Genomic DNA, 20,944 nt, shown 5'->3' with positions numbered 1-20,944 from the left:
GGGCGTCACCGCACTCATAGACTCAAAATATCAGCGCGGAAGAATATTTGACTTTTTAGGGTAATTGCCGATGCGTCGCTGGCGCACAGGTGCCACGATTCATCGACAGTGTGCGGTGTCCGCCATGACGCGGCCCGGTGACGGCGAAACCTCGTGCAGGATTACACAAGATGATGGCTATCGAATCCAACCGACGTGCCGTGCTGAAGGCCGGCGGGGCGCTGGCGACGCTGGTGTCGCTGGGCGTGGTGACGGCCGAGCAGGCGCAGGCGGCGGGCCGCGACGGCTTTGCGGCCAAGACGCTGGCGGACGCGCTCAAGGCGGTGGGCGGCCAGCCCGCGACGAGCGACCAGGTGCAGATCGTCTCGCCGGACATCGCGGAAAACGGCGCGGTGGTGCCGGTGGGGGCGGTGAGCAAGCTGCCCAACACGACCGAGATCTACCTGCTGGTGGAGAAGAACCCGACGCCGCTGTCGGCGATGTTCATGATTCCGGCGGGCACCGAGGCGGACGTGCAGACGCGCCTGAAGATGGGGCAGAGCACCAACGTGCTGGCGGTGGTCAAGGCCGACGGCAAGCTGTACTCGGCGGTCAAGGAAACGAAGGTGACGCTGGGCGGCTGCGGCGGCTGAAGCGACACAGGGTAACGAACGCGAAGGAGAGACGAAGATGGCAGATCCGATGCGCATCCGAGCCAACGAGGCCGGTGGGGTGACGACGGTGCGGGTGCTCATGAGCCACCCCATGGAGCCTGGTACGCGCAAAGACGCGTCGGGCAACCTGGTGCCGGCGCACCACATCACGGACGTGGTGGCCACGCACAACGGCAAGGAAGTGCTCAAGGCGCTGTGGAGCGGGGCGGTGTCGCAAAACCCGTTTCTGAGCTTCAAGTTCAAGGGCGCCAACAAGGGCGACAAGATCGTGGTCAAGTGGACCGACAACAAGGGCGAGTCTCGCACCGACGAGGCCGTGATCGCCTGACGGTGGCGGTGGGGGGAGCGCATCGGCGTGCGCTTCCCCGTTCACAACGAGGAACCAAAATGAAAAAAACGTTCATTACAGCGGTGGTGCTGTCGTCGTTGAGCAGCGCCGTGGTGGCCCAGGATGCCACCATGAAGGGCATCGAGGAATACCGGGCGATGCTGCAGGACGGTAACCCGGCCGAGCTGTTCGAAGTCAAGGGCGAAGACCTGTGGAAGCAAAAACGCGGCCCCAAGAACGCCTCGCTGGAGCAGTGCGATTTGGGCAAAGGCCCCGGCGTGGTCAAAGGCGCGTTCGTGGAGCTGCCGCGCTTTTTCAAGGACACCGGCCGCGTCCAGGATCTGGAAAGTCGGTTGCTTACCTGCATGGAGACGTTGCAGGGCATCGACGTGAAGAAGGAGGTGTCGCAGCGCAATTTCGGGCGAGGTGAGACGGCCAACGTCGTCGCCCTGGCCACCTGGATTTCCAGCCAGTCGCGGGACATGCCGTTCAATCTGCCGTTCAACACCCAGGCCGAGCGCGACATGTACGAAGTCGGCAAGCGCCTGTTTTTTCTGCGCGGCGGGCCGCACGACTTCTCGTGCGCGAGCTGCCACGGCGAGGATGGCAAGCGCATCCGCCTGCAGGACCTGCCCAATCTGACCAAAAACCCTGGTGATGGTATTGGTTTCGCCGCCTGGCCGGCGTACCGCGTGTCCAACGGTCAGATGTGGAGCATGCAACACCGCTTGAACGACTGCTACCGGCAGCAGCGCTTTCCGGAACCCACGTTTGCCAGCGACGTGACGATCGCGCTGGGGGTTTATATGGGTGTCAACGCGAAGGGCGCCAAGTCCATCGCACCGGCCATCAAGCGCTGAACCGGAGGATCCGCACATGAAAAAGTCCCTGATTGCTTGGGCCGCGCCGGCGGTCATCGTGTTGGCGGGTTGCAGCGCGTCGCCGACGCCCGCCGAGTACGACAAGATGACGATGGAGATCGTCAAAAAATCGTTCGTCGAGCGCGGCATTGCCAAGCTCGATCGCCTGGAGCAGGACGAAGCGCGCATCGCCTGCTGGCAGTCCGAGGTGTCGGGCAAGCCGCTGGATGAAAAGACGGCAAAAGCCATCGAACAAGCCGCTTACAAGAGCGTCAAGTGGCCGAGCGACGGCAAGTTTCTGGGGGATTGGAAGCAAGGCGAGGCGATCGCTCAGAGCGGTCGCGGTTTGACATGGTCGGACAACGCCAAAACCGTCAACGGTGGCAACTGCTACAACTGTCACCAGATCACGAAGGAGGAAATCTCCTTCGGCACGCTGGGCCCGAGCCTGTACAACTACGGCAAGCTGCGCGGGGTGACCAACCCCAACAGCCCGGAAGCCAAGGCCATCGTGGAGTACACCTGGGCCAAGATCTGGAACTCGCGTGCCTTCAACGCCTGCACCAAGATGCCGAGCGCGGGGCACAAGGGCATTCTGAGTGAACAGCAGATCAAGCATGTGATGGCGCTGCTGCTGGATCCGCAATCGCCCGTCAACAAGTGAGTCGCGGCGGGGCCGATCGCCCCGCTCCGTTCATGCCCATCGGCAGGGGAGGTCACCGGGGGCCTCCCCATTTCGCCTCAGACGCCCAGGTAACGCTCCAGCACATCGGGACGGGCGGTCAACTCGTCGGACGTGCCCTCGAACGCCACCCGGCCCTTGACCAGGATCACGTTGCGGTCGGTGATCTGGGTGACGTGCTTCCAGTTTTTGTCGACGATGATGCTGCTGATGCCACTGTCGCGGATGACGCGGCAGATGCGCCAGATCTCGCGTGCGATCAGCGGGGCCAGCCCCTCGGTCGCTTCGTCCAGTATCAGCACGTCCGGGTTGGTCATGAGGGCGCGGCCGATGGTCAGCATTTGCTGCTCGCCGCCGCTGAGCTGCTGCCCCCCGTGATCGAGACGCTCCGCCAGGCGAGGGAAGGTCTCCAGCACCCGCTCGTAGGTCCAATCGCGGCGGCCATCGACCCCGGGCCGCGCGGCCATGATCAGGTTTTCGCGCACGCTCAGGTTGCCAAAGATGCCGCGCCCTTCCGGCACATAAGCCACGCCCAGCCGTGCCACCTCGAACGTCGGCAAACGCTGTGTGGGCCGGCCCTTGACGCGCACCTCGCCCGCGCTGGGGCGCACCAGGCCGACGATGCTCTTGAGCAACGTGGATTTGCCCATGCCGTTGCGCCCCATCAAGCCGATGGTTTCGCCCCGGCGCACGGAAAAATCGACGCCATGCAGGATGTGGCTGGCCCCATAGTGGGTGTGCAGGCCGTGTGTCTCGATGAGCGTGTCGGTGCTCACGCGTCCTCCCCCAGGTAAGCGGCCTGCACGCCCGCGTCGGCACGAATGGCGGCGGGTGGCCCCGATGCGATCACCTGCCCATTGACCATGACCGTCAGCTCGTCGGCCAGCGCGAAGACGGCATCCATGTCGTGCTCGACCAGCATCAGGGCGTGGTCGCGCTTGATGGCCAGCAGCAGCTCGACCATGCGCTCGGCCTCGGCTGTCCCCATGCCGGCCAGGGGTTCGTCCAGCAGCAGCACCTGCGGCTCGGTGGCCAAGGTCATGGCGATTTCGAGCTGGCGCTGCTCACCGTGGCTGATGGCGCCGGCGATGCGGTCGGCGCGGGCGCTCAGGCCTGCCATCTCCAGCGCACGCTCGGCACGCTGGTTGATGGCGGCGATACCGTCGGCGCGGGTGAGCCAGCGCGCCGCATGCGGCGTGCGCGACTGGGCGGCGAGCCGGACGTTCTCCCACACCGTGAAGGGCATGAAGATGTTGGTCTTTTGGTAGCTGCGCCCCAGGCCCATGCGCGCAATGGCCTCGGCCGAGGCGCCGGTGACATCCTGGCCCGCGAGTATCAAGCGTCCGGAGGTGGGAGGCAGATCCCCCGACAACAGGTTGGTCAACGTGGATTTGCCCGCCCCGTTGGGGCCGATGACCGCATGCAGGTGGTCGCGCTTGAGCGTCAGCGACACGCGGTCCACCGCCGCCAGGCCGCCGAAGCGCTTGGTCAGGTCGCGGGCTTCGAGCAGGACGTCAGCCATGCTGCTCTCCCGGCACCGACTCGGCCACGGGGGCCGGTGCGCCGCGCCGTCGCCGCTCCAGCAGCCGCTGGCCCAGCCCGACCAGGCCCCGCGGCGCCACGAAGACCACCAGCACGATGAACGCGCCCATCAACAACTGCCAGTGCTTGGTCAGGTCCTTGAAGACGTGCAGCAGGTATTCGAAGGCAAAGGCACCCACGATGGCCCCGGCGAAATTGCCCGTGCCGCCCAGGATGACCATCATGATGGCGTGCGCGCTTTGGTGGAAGCCCATCAGCTCCGGGTTGACGAAGCCGGTCTGCGCCGCCCACAGATAGCCCGCCAGCCCGGCCAGCGCGCCGGCCAGCGTGAACGCCGCGAGCTTGTAGCCAAAGGTGCCATAGCCCACGGCGCGCAAGCGGTGTTCGTTGACGCGGATGCCCGCCAGCACCCGCCCGAAGGGCGAGAACAGCAAGCGGCGCAAAAAGGCATACACCCCCACCAGGCACGCCAGCGTCAGGTAGTAGAACGTGACGGGGTTTTCCAGGTCCAGCGGCTGCCCCTCCCCGCCCACTCCGGTGGACGGCTTGAACAGCACATAGATGCCGTCAGAGCCCCCCAGCGCCTTGTTGTCGAAGAACAGGTAGTACAGCATCTGCGCAAACGCCATCGTCACCATGATGAAATAGATGCCTTTGGTGCGCACGACGAAAAACCCGATCACCAACGCCGCGAGCGCCGAGGCCGCCACGGCCAGTGGCAGGGTCCACCACAGGCTGGGGGCGGCCGACGACGGGGTCACGAAGGCCAGCACATACCCCGCCAGCCCGAAAAACGCCGCATGCCCCAGGGACACCAGCCCCGTGACCCCCTGCAGCAGATCCAAGCTCATGGCAAAGATGGCCAGGATCATCATTTGCGTGAGCATCTGCACGTAGTAGCGCTCGTTTTCCAGCCCCAACCAGGGAAAAGCGGCCAGCGCCACGGCGCCAAGGCCGAGCGCGAGCTGCAGGCCGCGCGGCAGCCGTTCGATGTGGGCAGCGATCGACATGGGTGGGTTATTGCTTGAACAGGCCCTCGGGCCGATAGAGCAGCACGGCGGCCATCAGCATGTAGATCAGCATGCTGGCGATCTGGGGCACGAGGACTTTGCCGAAAGTATCGACCAGCCCCACCATGAGCGCCGCGACAAAGGCGCCACGCACCGAGCCGATGCCGCCGATCACCACCACGACGAAGCACATGATCAGCACCGGAGCACCCATGTTGGGATAGACGCTGGAGATGGGCGCGGCAATCATGCCGGCCACCACGGCCAGGGCGACACCGACCGCGAACACCACGCCGTGCACGAGCCGGATGTTGACGCCCAGCGCCTCGGCCATGTCGCGGTTGAAGGCCCCGGCGCGGATCTTCATGCCCAGCCGCGTGCGCGCGATCAGCGCGTACAGGCCCAGCGCCAACAACACGCACAGCCCCATCATGAACAGGCGGTACACGGGGTAGGCCAGGGTGTCGGTCAGCGCAATCGAGCCGTCCAGCAGCGGTGGCACCGGCACGGCGTGCACATCGTCGCCCCAGAGCAGCGAGCGCGACTCTTCGAACAGATAGATCAGCCCGAATGTCAACAGGACCTGGTCGAGGTGATCGCGGTGGTAGAAGTGGCGAAACAGCGCCCACTCCAGCAGCCAGCCCAGCGCAAACGCCAGCACGGCCCCCAGCACGATTGCCAGCAGCAGGCTGTCGATGGCGCCCACCAGCCACCACGCGAGGTAAGCCCCCAACATGTAAAAACTGCCGTGGGCCAGATTGACCACGCCCATGATGCCGAAGATCAGGGTCAGACCCGCCGCCAGCATGAACAGCAGCAGGCCGTATTGCACCCCGTTGAGCAACTGAATCAGAAAATTGGCCAGATCCATGGGCGCGTCGATCCCCGTTCAGCCCATGCGGCAGCCGGTGCCCGGATCCTCGACCGCCTTGGCAGCGACACCGATGACGCGGTTTTCTTTGCCTTTGACTTGGCGCAGGTAGATGTCCTGGATGGGGTTGTGCGCCTTGCTCATGCGCCATTGACCGCGCGGGCTGTCGATGACGGCGCCTTCCATCGCCGCGTAGAGGGCTTTTTTGTTGGACAGGTCACCGCCGACCGCCTTGGCGCCCTGCAGCAACAGCAGGGCCGTGTCATAGCCCTGCACGGCATAGACGTCGGGCTGCAACTTGAAGGTTTTGGCGTAATTCAGGCGGAACTGCTTGTTGCGCGGCGTGTCCAGCGAATCGCTGTAGTGCATGGTGGTGATGACGCCCTCGGCGGCGTCCCCGGCCGCCTCCAGCACACCCTCGGTCAAAAAGCCCGAGCCGTAGAGCTGGATGCTGCGGTTGAGACCGGCCGCCGCGTAGTCGCGCAGAAACTTGGCCGCGCCCCCGCCAGCGAAGAAGCAGGCCACCGCGTCGGGCTTGAGCGCCGCGATCTCGGTCAGCAACGCCTGGAACTCGACGTTGGGGAAGGGCAGGCCGAGTTTCTTGACAATCGTGCCGCCGGCGGCGGTGTAGCTCTGTTCGAAACCCTCGAAGGCCTCGTCACCGGCCGCGTAATTCCAGGTGATCCAGACCGCGCGCTTGTGGCCGCGCTCCACCATGGGCTTGCCCAGGGCGAGTGTGGGCTGCGCGTTGGAGAAGCTGGTGCGGAACACGTTGGGCGCGCACTGCTGGCGGGTGGCGACATGCACGCCCGCGTTGGGGATGAGGTTGAGCACGCCAGTCTCGCGCGCCACTTTGTGGATGCCCATCTGCACCCCAGAGTGCACGGTGCCGATCAGCACATCGACCTTGTCGCGCTGCACCAGTCGGGTGGCGTTCTCCACCCCCTTGGCGGGGTTGGATTCGTCATCGACCTTGAAGAAGTCGATCTCGCGTCCCCCCAGCTTGCCGCCGGCTTCGTCCAAGGCCATGCGCACACCGTTTTCGATGGCGACACCCAATTGCGCGAAGGTGCCGGTGTAGGGCAGCATGAAGCCCACGCGGACCCGGGCCGCCTGGGCCCGGACGATTTGGGGCAACAGCAGCCCGGTGGAAGCGGCGCCGATCATGGCGGCGCTGCGGGTCAGGACAACGCGGCGGGTGGTCATGGTGGGGGACTCCTCTGGCTTGAAGCGAAATGCCGACGACAGACATGCACGATACTTCATGCGGCAGGCGCAGCAAGGCGGACAAACCCTAATTGCCCCACGGGCCCACCGAAGGCCGCCGAGTAAAATTCAAGGCTTTCCCTACACCCCAGCGCCATCGCCGTGAACGCATCCGCCTCCCCGCTCCATCTGTCGACGTTTGCCGGGGGGGATGCCCTCGGCCACTTTCGGGCCCGGCAGTTGCTGCCCCGCCTGCAGGCCGTCGATGCTCGCATCGCCGGCATTGCCGCACGCCACGTGCACCTGGTGGCCACCGATGCCCCGCTGGACGAATCCACCCGCGCCCGCTGGTCGGCCTTGCTGACCTATGGGGAGCCGTATCGCGGGCCTACCCAGGGCGTACGCATCGTTGTCACGCCGCGCCTGGGCACGGTATCGCCCTGGGCGTCCAAGGCGACCGACATCGCGCACAACTGTGGGCTGGCGGCGCGGCGGGTCGAACGCGTCGTGGAGTATTGGCTGACGCTGGAGAGCGGTACCCTCGCTGGCTGGCTCGGCCGCCCGGCCTCGTTGGACGATGCGGCATGGCAGGCCTGCGCGGCGCTGTTGCACGACCGCATGACCGAGAGCGCCCTGCGCGATACGGCCGAGGCGGCGGGGCTGTTCACGGCATTGGCCTCCCAGCCCATGGAGCGCGTGGATGTGCTGGGGCAGGGGCGCGCGGCACTGGAAGCGGCCAACACCGCCTGGGGCCTGGCCCTGGCGGATGACGAAATCGACTACCTGGTGGCGGCTTTCCAGCGACTCGGGCGCAACCCGAGCGACGTCGAGCTGATGATGTTCGCCCAGGCCAACAGCGAGCATTGCCGGCACAAGATCTTCAACGCCCAGTTCGTCATCGACGGGGTGGAGCAGCCGCACAGCCTGTTCGGCATGATCCGCCACACCCACCAGACCGCCCCTCAGCACACCATCGTCGCCTACGCGGACAACGCTGCGGTGATGGAAGGGCATGCGGTCGAGCGTTTCGTGGCGGTGCCCGATGGCGCGGGCAGCCCCAGCTATCGCCGCAGCGAAGCGCGGCATCACATTTTGATGAAGGTGGAGACCCACAACCACCCGACCGCGATCTCGCCGTTCCCCGGTGCGGCCACGGGGGCCGGAGGCGAGATTCGCGACGAGGGCGCGACGGGCCGCGGGGCGCGTCCCAAGGCGGGGTTGACGGGGTTTTCGGTCTCGCGTCTGTGGGGCGGCTGGTCCGATCAGCCGGACGGCAAGCCGGCGCACATCGCCAGCCCGTTGCAGATCATGATCGAGGGCCCCTTGGGCGGGGCCGCCTTCAACAACGAATTCGGCCGGCCCAACCTGCTCGGCTACTTCCGCGCCTACGAGCAGCGCGTGGTCTCCGATGTCGATGCGGTGGAGCGCGGCTACCACAAGCCGATCATGATCGCCGGCGGGGTGGGGCAGATCGACGCCGGCCTGACCCACAAGATCACCTTCCCGGCCGGCACCCTCCTGGTGCAGCTGGGCGGGCCGGGCATGCGCATCGGCATGGGCGGCGGTGCCGCCAGTTCGATGGCCAGCGGCGCCAACGCGGCTGAGCTGGACTTCGACTCGGTGCAGCGCGGCAATCCGGAAATCCAGCGCCGCGCGCAGGAGGTGATCAACCACTGCTGGGCGCTGGGTGCGGACAACCCCATCCTTGCCATCCACGACGTGGGGGCTGGCGGGCTGTCGAATGCCTTTCCGGAACTGGTGAACGACGCCGGGCGCGGCGCCCGCTTCGACCTGCGCGCCATCCCGCTGGAGGAAAGCGGCCTCGCGCCCAAGGAGATCTGGTGCAACGAAAGCCAGGAGCGCTACGTGCTGGCGCTGGCCCCCGATGCCCTGCCGCGCTTTGCCGCGCTGTGCGAGCGCGAGCGCTGTCCGTTTGCCGTGGTGGGGGTGGCGACCGAGGAGCGCCAGCTCGTGCTCGCCGATGCGCAGGCCAGCGCTGCGGCAGACGCCCGCCCCGTGGACATGCCCATGGAGGTGCTGCTGGGCAAGCCCCCGCGCATGCGGCGAGAGGTCACACGCATCCCACGCCGTTTTGCCCCGTTCGACGGCACGGGCGTGGGGCTGCAACAAGCGGTCATCGAGGTGCTGTCCCACCCCACCGTCGCGTCCAAGCGTTTTTTGGTCACCATCGGCGACCGAACCGTGGGTGGCCTGACCCACCGCGACCAGATGGTGGGCCCTTGGCAGGTGCCGGTCGCCGATTGCGCGGTGACGCTGGCCGACTTCCGGGGTTTGGCCGGCGAGGCCATGGCCATGGGCGAGCGCACGCCGATCGCCGCACTGGACGCCCCCGCCGCGGGCCGCATGGCGGTGGCCGAAGCCATCACCAACCTGCTGGCGGCGCCCATCGAGCTGCCGCGCGTGAAGCTGTCGGCCAACTGGATGGCCGCCTGCGGCGAGCCGGGCGAGGACGCCGCGCTGTACGACACGGTCAAGGCCGTGGGGTTGGAGCTGTGCCCTCAACTCGGCATCGGCATCCCCGTGGGCAAAGACAGCCTGTCCATGCGCACCCAGTGGCGCACCGATGACGGACGGGCGCGCAAGGTGACGGCCCCAGTCAGCCTGATCGTCAGCGCCTTCGCCACCCTGGCGGATGTGCGTGGCACCCTCACGCCGCAGCTCGACGCGCGGGAGGACACCACGCTGATCCTGATCGACCTGGGGCGCGGGCGCCATCGCATGGGCGGCTCCATCCTGGCGCAGGTGTTGGACCAGCCCGGCGGCGATGTGCCCGACCTAGACGACCCGCAGGACCTGGTGCGGTTGGTCGATGCCGTCAACGCGCTGCGGGCTGGCGGGCAACTGCTCGCCTACCACGACCGCAGCGACGGGGGGCTGCTGGCCTGTGTGGCCGAAATGGCGTTTGCCGGCCATGTGGGCGTGACCTTGAACGTCGACTTGCTGGTGACCGAAGGCGACGGCATCCGCGACAGCCGCGCCGACTTTGGCGACGCCAAGAACTGGGCCGCGCAGGTCGGCGCGCGCCGCGACGAACTCACCCTGAAGGCCCTGTTCAGCGAGGAGCTGGGCGTGGTGCTGCAGGTGCGCAGCACCGAGCGCGACGCGGTGCTGCAGACCTTGCGTGCCCACGGGCTGTCGGCCTGCAGCCATGTGATCGGCAAAACCCGACCCGCCACCAGCCCCATCGACGCCGGCAAGGGTGAGCTGCAAATCTGGCGTGATGCCCGATGCCTGTTCAGCGCCTCACTGGAGGATTTGCAACAGGTGTGGGACAGCGTGAGCTGGAAGATCTGCCAGTTGCGTGACAACCCCGCCTGCGCCGATGCGGAGCACGCCGCGGCCGGCCGAGCCGACGATCCGGGATTGCACGTGGCGCTGACCTTCGACCCCTGCGAAGACGTCGCCGCCCCGTACCTGAATCTGACGCGACCGCGCGTGGCCATCCTGCGCGAGCAGGGTGTCAACTCACATGTGGAAATGGCCTATGCGTTCGATGCCGCCGGCTTCGAGGCAGTGGACGTGCACATGACGGATCTGTTGTCCGGCCGCACCGTGTTGCAGGGTTTTCGCGGACTGGTGGCCTGCGGCGGATTCAGTTACGGGGACACACTGGGCGCTGGCATCGGCTGGGCGCGCTCCATCACCTTCCACCCGGAGCTGTCGGAGCAGTTCGCCGCCTTTTTCGCACGGCCGGACACGTTCGGGCTGGGCGTGTGCAACGGCTGCCAGATGTTTGCCGAGCTGGCCGCCATCATCCCTGGCGCTGAGCATTGGCCGCGCTTCACGACGAATGTCAGCGAGCGTTTCGAAGCCCGGCTGTCGCTGGTGGAGGTGACCGAGTCCCCGAGCCTGTTCCTGCACGGCATGGCCGGCAGCCGGCTGCCGATTGCGGTGGCGCACGGCGAAGGCTACGCCAACTTTGGCCAGCGCGGCGACCGCGACGCCGTCCGTGTCGCCATGCGCTTCGTGGACCACCACGGCCACCCGACCGAGGCCTATCCGTTCAACCCCAACGGCAGTCCGGGTGGCATCACCGCAGTCACCACCCCGGATGGGCGCTTCACCGCCATGATGCCGCACCCTGAGCGGGTATTCCGCAATGCGCAGATGAGCTGGACGGATTTCGGCGCCACCGGCGGCCTCGACGCCTTCAGCCCCTGGATGCGCATGTTCCGCAACGCCCGCCGCTGGATCGGCTGAACGCGACCCGGCGTCCTCCCAGCCTGTCCACCGAACCTTGATGCGCGTCAAGGTTCGCGGTAGCGCAGCGGCTAGACTGGCCACATCGTGATGTCGCAAAACGGTGTCGCCATGTCCGGATTCGCTGCGCCCAACGCCGTCGATCAGCCGATCGCCGATTTTTCGCAATGCCATGCCGGCATCCTGCGCAAGCTCGACGGACTGGCCGAATTGCCCGCTCTCCTACTGCCGGCGGCCCGAGCGCGCGCGCTTGCTGAACAGTCGGTCGAGTTCTTCCGCGAGGCCATCTTCGAGCACCATCTGGACGAAGAGCGCGAGCTGTTCCCCGCCGTGATCGCCAGCAGCGAAGCCGGGGCGGAGCGCGATCGCGCCCAGGCCCTGGTGCGGCGGCTGACCGATGAGCACCGCGCGCTGGAGACGCTGTGGAAGCGGCTGGAGGGCGGGCTCAAAAAAGTGGCCAAAGGCCAATCGTTCGAACTGGACACCGCCGACCTGGAAGCGCTGGTCGCCCAGTACCGCGCCCACGCCAGCTTCGAAGAGGCCGAGTTTTTGCCCATGGCCCAGGCGATCCTGGGTCGCAACGGCAACCACATGGCGGCCCTGGGGCTGGCACTGCACATGCGCCACGCGCCCATGCCGGTGGCGGGTTACGTCTGATCGCGATGGCTGTCGTCCGTCAGGGTGCCGTCGGCGCCGGCCGAGTGCGGTAAAAGCGCAGCGGCACCTCGCGCGACTGGCGTTCGGCGTCGCGCACCACATGGCGCTTCAGGCGCCCGACGACGTGCATCTCGCACGGCTTGCAGTCGAAGCGCAGCGTCAATCGCTCCTGCCCATGGACCAGCACCAGCGGCTCGGCGCGGATCGTGCCCTGCACGCCGGTCACCCCCTTGGCCTGTTTGGGGCACAGGCTGAGGCTGTAGCGCACGCAGTGCTTGGTGATCATCAAGCTGACGTCGCCGGGTTCCTCGTGGCTCTCGTAGGCAGCCTCGATCACGCGCACCCCGTGCCGGGCGTAGAAGTCGCGCGCCTTGTGGTTGTAGACGTTGCCCAGGTAGGTCAGCACATCGTCGGGGTAAGGCACGGGCGGCTGCACGGCCGGCGCCCGCAGCGGCCGCACACGGGCGGCCTCGCGCGCCGCCATCAGGGCCGCCACGGCGTCGCGCCGCAGGGCGTTCAGCCGCGACGCCGGCACGAACCACGGGGCCGGCAGCGCCACATCCAGCGCCACGGCTTCGAACACCGTATCGCCCAGACGGCCCAGCCCTTCGGCCAACCGCGACTCGTGCGCCGCGGCATCGCGGGCCAGATCGAAGGGGCCGGACAGGGTGGCCGAGCCCGTGCAGCCATCGGCATCGGTCAGCGTCAGGCAGAGGGCGTCCCCCTGCGCGCGCAGTTGCACCCACAGCGGAATGCGCCGCTCGGCCGACGGCCGCTCCAACGCCCGCACCCAGGCCATGCTCCGGTTGCGGTTGACGACCGTACCCGGCCGCAGGTCCTTCAGGCTGGCCATCGCATCCTTGGGGTGGATGCGCCAGCGCGCGCCTCCCTCCGTGCCGGAGCCCAGCCGCTCGACCCGGTTGGTCTGCAAACCCATCAGGTTGTGCTGCAGATCCAGGTAACACAGGCCGTCGCCGTTGGCCAGCTCGATGGCGGGGTCGTCGGTTTCGATCTCGACGTGATCCGCGGCCGTGCGCACCACCCAGCCGATCGGGCGCCCGGGGTTCTTGGGGCTGTCGAAGGCGCCGATGTCGATCCGACGGCCGTTCACGAAGTAATCGGTGAACTCTCGGTTGAAGTTCTGGTCCGGATCCGGCGTGAAGGTGTAGGTGCAGCGGCCGCTGGACGAGGGCGCCAGATCGGGGCGCTCCTCCAGAATCTGGTCGAGCAGCCGGCGGTAGTGGGCGGTGATGTTCTTCACATACCCCATGTCCTTGTAGCGGCCCTCGATCTTGAAGCTGCGCACGCCGGCGTCGATGAGCGCGCGCAGGTTGGCGCTCTGGTTGTTGTCTTTCATGGACAACACATGTTTGTCGTGCGCCAGGATGCGCCCTTGCGCGTCGCGCACCTCGTAGGGCAGGCGGCAGGCCTGAGAGCAATCGCCCCGGTTGGCGCTGCGCCCGGTATGGGCGTGGCTGATGTAGCACTGTCCGCTGTAGGCCACGCACAAGGCGCCATGAATGAAAAACTCCAGCACCGCACGCCCGGGCGCGTCGCGCGGCCCCAGCGCCGCATCGACCGCGGCGATCTGCTCCAGCGTCAGCTCCCGCGCCAGCACCACCTGGGAAAAACCCACGTCTTGCAAAAATCTTGCCTTCTGAGGCGTGCGGATGTCGCACTGGGTGCTGGCATGCAACTGGATGGGGGGCAGGTCCAGCTCCAGCAGCCCCATATCCTGCACGATCAGCGCGTCCACGCCGATGTCGTACAGCTCATGGATGAGGCGCCGCGCCGGCTCCAGCTCGTCGTCACGCAAAATGGTGTTGAGCGTGACGAAGACCCGCGCGTGGTAGCGGTGCGCGTGGCGAACCAGGCGCTCGATGGCGCCAAGCGGGTTGGCGGCGTGGGCGCGTGCCCCGAAGCCCGGCCCGCCGATGTAGACCGCATCCGCCCCATGGTTGACCGCTTCGATGCCGATGTCGGCATCGCGCGCGGGTGACAGGAGTTCGAGCTGGTGGGGCAACATAATCGGGCTTGCATCGTCCAAAGCCCGCGATTGTCCCAAATCCCGCCATGAAACGCCACGAATTCCGATGTTTCCACCGCCTGCGCGTGCGCTGGGCCGAGGTGGATATGCAGGGCATCGTCTTCAACGCCCACTACCTGATGTATTTCGACGTCGGCATCACCGAGTACTGGCGCGCGCTGGGCCTGCCCTACGCCGATGCGATGCAGCAACTGGGCGGCGAGCTTTACGTCAAGAAGGCGAGCCTCGAATTTGCCGCCAGCGCTCGCATGGACGACCAGGTGGACGTGGCGCTGCGCTGCGAGCGCATCGGCAATTCGTCGATGACGATGACCGGTGCGCTGTTCCTGGGCGAGCGCGCGCTGGTGGGCGCGGAAATCGTCTATGTGTTTGCCGATCCGACCACACAGACCTCGCGCCCGGTGCCGGCGGCGCTGCGCGAATTGGTGCAGCGCTACGAGGCCGGACAGGACGTGCTGCGGGTGGTGACCGGCAACTGGCAGACCCTGGAGCGCGATGCGGCCCCGCTGCGCCGCGCGGTGTTCGTGGACGAGCAGGGCATCCCGGAATCGGAGGAGTGGGACGCGGCCGATGCCACGGCACTTCACGCGGTGGCCTACAACCACCTGGGGCAGGCGGTGGGTACCGGGCGGCTGCTGACGGCCGAGCCGGGGGTGGGCAAGGTGGGGCGCATGGCGGTGCACCGCGTGCTGCGCGGCACCGGCGTCGGCACACGGGTGTTGCAGGCCCTGTCGGATGCCGCCCGCGCGCGCGGCGACCACACCCTGCGCCTGAGTGCGCAGCGCACCGCCATCGGCTTTTACGAGCGGCTGGGCTGGCGGCGCGTGGGCGAGCCCTATGACGAGGTCGGCATTCCCCACCAGTCGATGGAAATGCGCCTTGGATCGGCGCGATCGGCCGCCGCCGGCCCCTGCGGACTGGCATAGGTCCACTCGGTCAGCGTCAGGGTGCCGGTGCGGTCCCAACGGGCGATCAGGCTGCTGCGTGTGCCGTAGCGGCGCTCGGGCAGATGGACATAGGGACTGGCTTCCAAGTGCTGCCCGACGTCCGCGCAGGGCACGTGCGTGCGCAGGGCCTCCAACAAAGCGCTGTACGCCGCCTCCACGGGCGGCGTGACCAAGGCCCGGTCGAGGGCCGATTTGAGTCGGCACAGCTTGGGCCACGGGGTGTCCAGCGCCGCATTCGACAGGGCATAGACGCCGGGCGGCAATTCCCGCGCCCACCAGCCCCCGACACGCTCGGTCGCGGAGTCGTCGGCAAGCGCAGGGCCCGGGTCGCGGTTGGTCAGCCACGCCCAGCGCCCCCGCAGCACATCGCCCAGCACCACGTTGCAGCCGTTGTACGCCGTGGGGTCGTGTCGGCGGGCGAAGTCGGCCCAGGTCGGCAAGTCCGCGGACACCAGCCAGCCGATGACCAGACTACCCCGGCTGCGGTCCTGCGCCGGCTCGGGCGGCCAGGCGCGCACATTGGTCAACATGGCCACCCGACCCGCCGAGCCGAATGCCAGCCACGATCCGCCGGCCTGGGCATCCCGGCCGCTCCAGATCGTCCCGCCCTGGGGCGACGTCCAGGCGTGCAGGGGCAGGGTGGGGCGGTCCCATTGCTCGTCGCGGTTGGCCGCCACCCACAGCGGCGCCGCGGGGTCCTGCCCGAGTGCCCAGGCCATCAGGCACATGGTGTCAGATGTCCTGCAGCAACTCGTACGGCAGGGGTTGCAGACGCACGGGCACGCCATCGGGACCGCCGGCCGTCAGCGGCTGCCCGTCCGCCGCGCTGGTCTGCAGGGACACGATGGCGTCCCACCCTGCAAGGGGATGAGGGGCCGCTTGCGCGACTGTCCCTGCGGGCTGCTCCGGATCAGCGGCATGGAACACCTCCTGCCCCGCCGCCAGGGGCCCGTCGGCATGAACCAGGTAGCCGCGCCGCTTGAGCGTGCCGCGGAATTGGCTGCGCGCCACCACCTCCTGCCCGGGGTAGCACCCCTTCTTGAAATGGACGCCCCCGACCGATTCGTAGTTGATCATCTGCGGCACGAAGGCCTCCACCACGGCATCGGTGATGTGGGCCACGCCGCTCATCACCGCCAACCACTGCCAATGGGCTGGGGCGAGCGCAGGCCCCTCGGGCGCGGGGGCAGAGGCCGGCTGGATCAGCAGCGCCCGGGGCACACCCGCCCCTGGCGGCAACCGCACCCAGGTACGGTCGCCCTCGCGCCACACGGACCAGACGGCCGGCGGCAGCGCGACGGGCACCGCGTCACCCGCCGCCCCCCACAACGCCCATTGCTGGGACGCATCGCTGAGCCGCACCTTGGCCCGCAGCACGAACATCGACAAGCGCTTGACGGTCGGCGCGATGCGCTCACGCGGCGCACACAGCAGCACCTCGCCATCGCGCCGAACGCCGATGGCGCTGAACAGCATGCGCCCCTTGGGTGTGCAGTAGGCGGCGAGCCGCGCTTCGGCATCGCGCTGCAGGATGAAGTCCTGCGTCAACTGTCCATGGAGAAAGGCGGCCGCCTCTTCACCCTGGGCGCTGATCACACCCCAGTCGTCCAGGCGGACGACCCCGTGCATGGGGGGAAGAGCGACAGTATCGGCAGCGAGGTTCGGGGTGGGCATCATGAGCGAACAACGGTTGCGGCTATCATCGACGGCCGTATTCTCCCGCAGCCCTGACGCCGCTGACGACGGCCTGCCCATTACCCGTGTCCCGCTCGTTGCGATCCCTGGCATTCCGTTGGACCCTGCTCGCGGCGGTGGCCGTGCTGGCCGGTGCCACGGCCATCGCCGCGTGGCTGCACCGCCCCTTGTCCCTGCGGCTGCAGGGGCAGCCGGCCGTGGATGTGGTGATCGAGCCGGGCATGTCCGCCGCCGAGGTGGCCGACGCACTGGTCGCCTCGGGGGTGGACACCTCGGCCTGGGGGCTGTTCCTGTGGTTTCGGCTCTCGGGGCAATCGCGCGCGCTCAAGGCCGGCAGCTACGAGATCGCGCCGGGCACCACCCCCACCACGCTGCTGGACAAGCTGGTGCGCGGCGAACAGGCGGTGCGGCGCCTAACGCTGGTGGAAGGGTGGAATGTGCGCCAGATGCTGCAGGCGGTGCGTGCCGCCGAACACCTGATCGACGATTTGCCAGCAGGCGACGACCCGGTCGCCCTGGCGCGGCACCTGGGCCTGCGCGTCGCCCATGCCGAGGGGCGGTTCTTCCCCGACACGTATGTGTACCCCAAGCGCACGCCGGCATCGCGCGTCCTGCGGCAGGCCGCCGCGGCCATGGACACCCGCCTGGCCGATGCCTGGGCCCGGCGCCAGCCCGGACTGCCGCTGCAGACGCCGGACGAGGCGCTGATCCTCGCCAGCATCGTCGAGAAGGAAACCGGGCTGGAAGCCGACCGCGCCCACGTCGCTGCCGTGTTCATCAACCGCCTGCGCATCGGCATGCGCCTGCAGACCGACCCGGCCGTGATCTATGGCCTGGGCGAGCGCTTCGACGGCGATCTGCGCCGCCGGGATCTGGTCACCGACACGCCCTACAACACCTACACCCGGGCAGGGCTGCCGCCCACGCCCATCGCCATGCCCGGCTGGAACTCGCTGCTGGCCGCCGTCCAGCCCGCGTCCAGCCGTGCCCTGTACTTCGTCGCCCGCGGCGACGGCACCAGCGCCTTCAGCCGCACGTTGGACGAACACAACCGCGCGGTGCGGCGCTACCAGTTGCAACGATGAGCCCCTATCAACTTCCACCTGCGTGGATCGCGCTTGTGCTGCTGTGCGCCGCGTGGGCCTTGGCCCGAGCTTGGTCAACGCCCGCACTGGCGTTCGATGAGGCCGAGCAGGTGCTTCACCAACAGTGGCTGCTGGCCGGCTACGGGCCCCAGCCGCCGCTGTTCGAATGGTTGCTGTGGAGCGTGCGTCAAGCCACGGGCATGTCGGTGCTGGCGGCCCTGTGGCTGTTAAAAGCCGTCGCGTTGTCGGGCGTGGGCATCGCGGTGGGGTGGTTCGTGGCGCAACTGGGTATGCGTGCCGCCGCCGGGGCGGTGGCGGCATGGGCGATGACGCTGCCGCTGCTGCTGTGGGATGCCCCACGCACGCTGACGCACAGCTTGCTGGCCACCACGTGCATGGCCGTCGTGGTGGGTTTGAGTGCGCCGTTGCTGGAGCGGCCCGAGCGGCCGCTGTCGCGCAGGCGTTGGTTCGGGCTGGGGTTGGCCATCGCCGCCGCGCTGCTGTCCAAGTACAACACGGCGCTGGCCTTGGTTGGTTGGCTGGCGGTGCTGCTGGCGGCGCTGGCGCATCGGGTGCCGGCTTGGTCGGGCCGCTGGCGCATCGTCCGGCAGCATGCGCGAGGGCTACCGTGGTTCCTGGTCGGCCTGACCCCCATCGGGCTGCACGCAGCGTGGCTGCTCGATGCGTGGCCCGAGGTCCAGGCCACGCTGGGCGCCAAAATGCAGGGCGACGGTGGCCACCGGACACAGGGTGTTGTGGCGCTGGCGGTGGCCTGGCTGGCCAACCTTACCCTGCCGGCGGCGTTGTTGGGGATGGCTGTTTGGTCAGGGGCGGGTGATCGCGCCGAGCCCGTCGACCCGCGTGGAGGTGACCACCACGTGCGCCGATGGGGACGATGGGCGCTGCTGTACGTCGCAGTCGTTGCGGGCAGCATGTCGGTGCTGGTGTTGGCTGGCGCGTTGCATCAGATCAAGGAACGCTGGGTGCTGCCACTCACCCCACCGCTGTTGGCGTTGGTGGCCATGGCTGCCACGCACGGCCATGTGGATTGGGCACGTCTGCAGCGCTGGAGCCTGGCACTGATCGCCACCGCGTTGGCCTTGCTGCTGGCACGCCCTTGGGTGTTGGCCTGGCTGGACCGTCCCGCCACCATCCGCTGGCCGGCGCGCGAGGCGGCGGCCCGCCTGGGCGCTGTGCTGCCGCCGCACGCCACGGTCGCGGCCGATCCGATCCAACTGGCGGGCGCGATGGCGGCCTACGGCCCGCGGGGGTGGACGGTCGTCTACCAGCACAGTGCCCCGGCGGTGCTGCGCCACATCCAGGCGTGCACGGTGTGGAGCGTGGCCGCGCATCACCCGCCTGCTGCACCGCCGCTGCCATATGCCTGGACTCCCATGACCCCCGCGACGACCGTCACCGTACCGATGCTGCCCGCGGGTCGCACGCGGACCACGGTAACCCTGCATGTGCAGCCTTGGCAGCGCACTGACGCGGTCTGCCACGCCCTGGACACCGTGTACGATCGCACCCCATGACGCACCCACGTCCAGGCGGCTGGTTCATCACCTTCGAAGGCATCGACGGCGCCGGCAAGTCCACCCACTTGCCGGCCCTGGCGCAGGCGTTGCAGGCGCAGGGCAGGGTGGTGCTGCAAACGCGTGAGCCGGGCGGCACGCCGCTGGCCGAGCGCTTGCGCGAGCTGCTGCTGCACGAACCGATGGACCCGTTGTGCGAGGCGCTGCTGATGTTCGCCGCGCGCCGCGACCACTGGCAACGTGCCATCGAGCCGGCGCTGGCCGCGGGCCAGGTGGTGCTGTGCGACCGCTTCACCGACGCCACCTTCGCCTACCAAGGGCATGGGCGTGGGTTCGACCTGGGCGTGTTGGACACGTTGGAGCGCTGGGTACAAACGGACGCCCAAGGGCGGCTGCGCCAACCGGACCTGACGCTGTGGTTCGATGTGCCGCCAGCGGTTGCTGCGCAGCGGCTGGCGGCGGTGCGCACGCCGGATCGGTTCGAGGCCGAGCCGCTGGCGTTTTTCGAGCGCGTTCGCGCCGGCTACGCGGCGCGTGCCAGCGCCGCGCCCGAGCGTATCGTGCGCATCGACGCCACACGGCCACTGCCACAGGTGTGGGTGGAGGTCGAGTCGGTCTGCCGCGCCCGGGGGGTGTTGGCATGACCGCGCTGGCCCCTTGGCTGCAGCGGCAACTGGCCGCGGTGTTGACCCTGCGCGGGCACGCCGTGCTGCTCGATGGTCCGGCGGGCCTGGGCCAGTACGAACTGGCGTTGGCGCTGGCCCGACGCTGGCTGTGCGAGCAACCGCGCGGCCCCCAGGCTTGCGGCAGCTGCGCAGGCTGCCACGCGGTCGACGCACGCACGCACGCCGACCTGTTCGTGCTGTTGCCCGACGCGTTGGCGCTGGAGCTTGGCTGGCCACTGGACCCCGGCACCGCCGAGCGTATCGAGCGCAAAGAAATCAAGCCCAGCCGCCAGATCCGGGTGGAAGCCACCCGCGCGGCGGTTGCGTTCACCCAGGTGACGCACGCACGGGGACAGGGCAAGGTCGTGCTGATCCACCCCGCCGAGCGGCTGAATGTGGAATCGGCCAATACGCTGCTCAAGACGTTGGAGGAGCCCCCGGGGCGCGTGCGGTTCATCCTAGCGACCGAGGCCGCGCACCTGCTGCTGCCCACGATCCGCAGCCGCTGCCAAACCCACGCGATGGCCTGGCCCACCGAGGCCGAGGGCCAGGCCTGGCTGATGCAGACGGCGGGGGAGGGGTCCACGTCGACCCGGGCGCTGACCGAGGCGGACTGGGCGGCATGCTGGCAGGCGGCCGGCGGCCGGCCGCAGGAAGCGCTGGCCTGGGCCCGACTGGGGGTGACCGCACGGCTGTGGGCCGATCTCCCCCGCCAGCTGGCGCAAGGGGACTGGTCCGCCATCGTCGACTGGCCCATCCCGCGGCAGCTGCAGGTGCTGATGCTGCTGTGCCACGACGCCATGGCCCTGGCGACGGGGGCGCCCCCGCGCTACTTTGCCGCCGAGGCGTTGCCGCCCAACCCCGTCCCGCACCGGTTGTCCGGCTACTGGCGGGCTCTGCAGCAAGCGTGGCGCACGGCCGAACACCCGCTGCAGGCCGG

19 protein-coding genes are annotated in these 20,944 nt (G+C 68.3%); 11 read left to right on the top strand and 8 right to left on the bottom strand.

Features of this window, described 5'->3' with window-relative positions; translation table 11 throughout:
* The first annotated feature begins 179 nt into the window (after positions 1-179).
* The 4 genes from soxY to soxX are packed head-to-tail and all read left to right on the top strand — an operon-like array spanning position 180 to position 2,505.
* Positions 180-632 (top strand): thiosulfate oxidation carrier protein SoxY, encoded by a 453-nt coding sequence (gene soxY / locus ACK4TH_RS07470; RefSeq protein ID WP_409624554.1) that lies wholly within the window; start codon positions 180-182, stop codon positions 630-632.
* Positions 633-669: 37 nt separating this feature from the next.
* Complete coding sequence (gene soxZ, locus ACK4TH_RS07465) at positions 670-981, top strand: thiosulfate oxidation carrier complex protein SoxZ (RefSeq protein WP_409622267.1); 312 nt, start codon at positions 670-672, stop codon at positions 979-981.
* Positions 982-1,040: 59 nt separating this feature from the next.
* The gene (soxA, locus tag ACK4TH_RS07460; RefSeq protein ID WP_409624502.1) at positions 1,041-1,841 is read left to right on the top strand and encodes a sulfur oxidation c-type cytochrome SoxA; all 801 of its coding nucleotides are present in this window, start codon (positions 1,041-1,043) and stop codon (positions 1,839-1,841) included.
* Positions 1,842-1,857: 16 nt separating this feature from the next.
* On the top strand, positions 1,858-2,505 hold the full coding sequence (gene soxX / locus ACK4TH_RS07455; RefSeq protein ID WP_409624499.1) for a sulfur oxidation c-type cytochrome SoxX: 648 nt from the start codon (positions 1,858-1,860) through the stop codon (positions 2,503-2,505).
* A 77-nt stretch (positions 2,506-2,582) separates the two neighbouring features.
* Here soxX and ACK4TH_RS07450 read toward each other — a convergent pair whose 3' ends face one another.
* From ACK4TH_RS07450 to ACK4TH_RS07430, 5 genes are read right to left on the bottom strand one after another with little or no spacing between them, the layout of a single operon-like run.
* Positions 2,583-3,299 carry an ABC transporter ATP-binding protein gene (locus ACK4TH_RS07450; protein WP_409624495.1) on the bottom strand — a complete coding sequence of 239 codons (717 nt, stop codon included), beginning with the start codon at positions 3,297-3,299 and terminating at the stop codon, positions 2,583-2,585.
* The gene (locus ACK4TH_RS07445) at positions 3,296-4,045 is read right to left on the bottom strand and encodes an ABC transporter ATP-binding protein (RefSeq protein WP_409624492.1); all 750 of its coding nucleotides are present in this window, start codon (positions 4,043-4,045) and stop codon (positions 3,296-3,298) included. The genes ACK4TH_RS07450 and ACK4TH_RS07445 overlap by 4 nt, the downstream gene beginning before the upstream one ends.
* On the bottom strand, positions 4,038-5,075 hold the full coding sequence (locus ACK4TH_RS07440) for a branched-chain amino acid ABC transporter permease (protein WP_409624489.1): 1,038 nt from the start codon (positions 5,073-5,075) through the stop codon (positions 4,038-4,040). Before ACK4TH_RS07440 ends, ACK4TH_RS07445 begins: the two co-directional genes overlap by 8 nt.
* Before the next feature lie 7 nt (positions 5,076-5,082).
* Entirely contained in the window at positions 5,083-5,946 is an 864-nt protein-coding gene (locus ACK4TH_RS07435) for a branched-chain amino acid ABC transporter permease (RefSeq protein WP_143968036.1), read from the bottom strand.
* Positions 5,947-5,964: 18 nt separating this feature from the next.
* Entirely contained in the window at positions 5,965-7,152 is a 1,188-nt protein-coding gene (locus ACK4TH_RS07430; protein ID WP_409624486.1) for an ABC transporter substrate-binding protein, read from the bottom strand.
* A gap of 162 nt (positions 7,153-7,314) precedes the next feature.
* Between ACK4TH_RS07430 and purL the strand changes: the two genes are divergently transcribed.
* Both purL and ACK4TH_RS07420 read left to right on the top strand, forming a co-directional pair.
* Positions 7,315-11,373, top strand: a complete 4,059-nt coding sequence (gene purL, locus ACK4TH_RS07425; RefSeq protein ID WP_409624483.1) for a phosphoribosylformylglycinamidine synthase — start codon at positions 7,315-7,317, stop codon at positions 11,371-11,373.
* A 111-nt stretch (positions 11,374-11,484) separates the two neighbouring features.
* Positions 11,485-12,030 carry a hemerythrin domain-containing protein gene (locus ACK4TH_RS07420; protein WP_409624480.1) on the top strand — a complete coding sequence of 182 codons (546 nt, stop codon included), beginning with the start codon at positions 11,485-11,487 and terminating at the stop codon, positions 12,028-12,030.
* A gap of 19 nt (positions 12,031-12,049) precedes the next feature.
* Here ACK4TH_RS07420 and ACK4TH_RS07415 read toward each other — a convergent pair whose 3' ends face one another.
* The gene (locus ACK4TH_RS07415) at positions 12,050-14,056 is read right to left on the bottom strand and encodes a peptidase U32 family protein (RefSeq protein WP_409624478.1); all 2,007 of its coding nucleotides are present in this window, start codon (positions 14,054-14,056) and stop codon (positions 12,050-12,052) included.
* A 47-nt stretch (positions 14,057-14,103) separates the two neighbouring features.
* Here ACK4TH_RS07415 and ACK4TH_RS07410 point away from each other — a divergent pair, with 47 nt between their 5' ends.
* Positions 14,104-15,003, top strand: coding sequence for a YbgC/FadM family acyl-CoA thioesterase (locus tag ACK4TH_RS07410; RefSeq protein ID WP_409624475.1), 900 nt, complete (start codon positions 14,104-14,106; stop codon positions 15,001-15,003).
* Here ACK4TH_RS07410 and ACK4TH_RS07405 read toward each other — a convergent pair.
* On the bottom strand, positions 14,913-15,752 hold the full coding sequence (locus ACK4TH_RS07405) for an NRDE family protein (protein WP_409624472.1): 840 nt from the start codon (positions 15,750-15,752) through the stop codon (positions 14,913-14,915). The genes ACK4TH_RS07410 and ACK4TH_RS07405 overlap by 91 nt on opposite strands.
* 4 nt (positions 15,753-15,756) lie before the next feature.
* Entirely contained in the window at positions 15,757-16,653 is an 897-nt protein-coding gene (locus ACK4TH_RS07400) for a YgfZ/GcvT domain-containing protein (protein WP_409624469.1), read from the bottom strand.
* 131 nt (positions 16,654-16,784) lie between these two features.
* Between ACK4TH_RS07400 and mltG the strand changes: the two genes are divergently transcribed.
* The 4 genes from mltG to ACK4TH_RS07380 all read left to right on the top strand — a co-directional run.
* Positions 16,785-17,804, top strand: coding sequence for an endolytic transglycosylase MltG (mltG, locus tag ACK4TH_RS07395; RefSeq protein WP_409624466.1), 1,020 nt, complete (start codon positions 16,785-16,787; stop codon positions 17,802-17,804).
* Complete coding sequence (locus ACK4TH_RS07390; RefSeq protein ID WP_409624463.1) at positions 17,801-19,339, top strand: hypothetical protein; 1,539 nt, start codon at positions 17,801-17,803, stop codon at positions 19,337-19,339. Before mltG ends, ACK4TH_RS07390 begins: the two co-directional genes overlap by 4 nt.
* Positions 19,336-19,983, top strand: coding sequence for a dTMP kinase (tmk, locus tag ACK4TH_RS07385; RefSeq protein ID WP_409624460.1), 648 nt, complete (start codon positions 19,336-19,338; stop codon positions 19,981-19,983). The genes ACK4TH_RS07390 and tmk overlap by 4 nt, the downstream gene beginning before the upstream one ends.
* Positions 19,980-20,944, top strand: a 965-nt coding sequence (locus tag ACK4TH_RS07380) for a DNA polymerase III subunit delta' (RefSeq protein WP_409624457.1), incomplete at its 3' end; no start/stop codon positions are given. The genes tmk and ACK4TH_RS07380, both read left to right, overlap by 4 nt.

The sequence above is a fragment of the Tepidimonas sp. genome (genome assembly GCF_046292505.1).
Classification (GTDB): domain Bacteria; phylum Pseudomonadota; class Gammaproteobacteria; order Burkholderiales; family Burkholderiaceae_C; genus Tepidimonas.
This window is presented reverse-complemented; position numbering and strand designations above follow the sequence as displayed.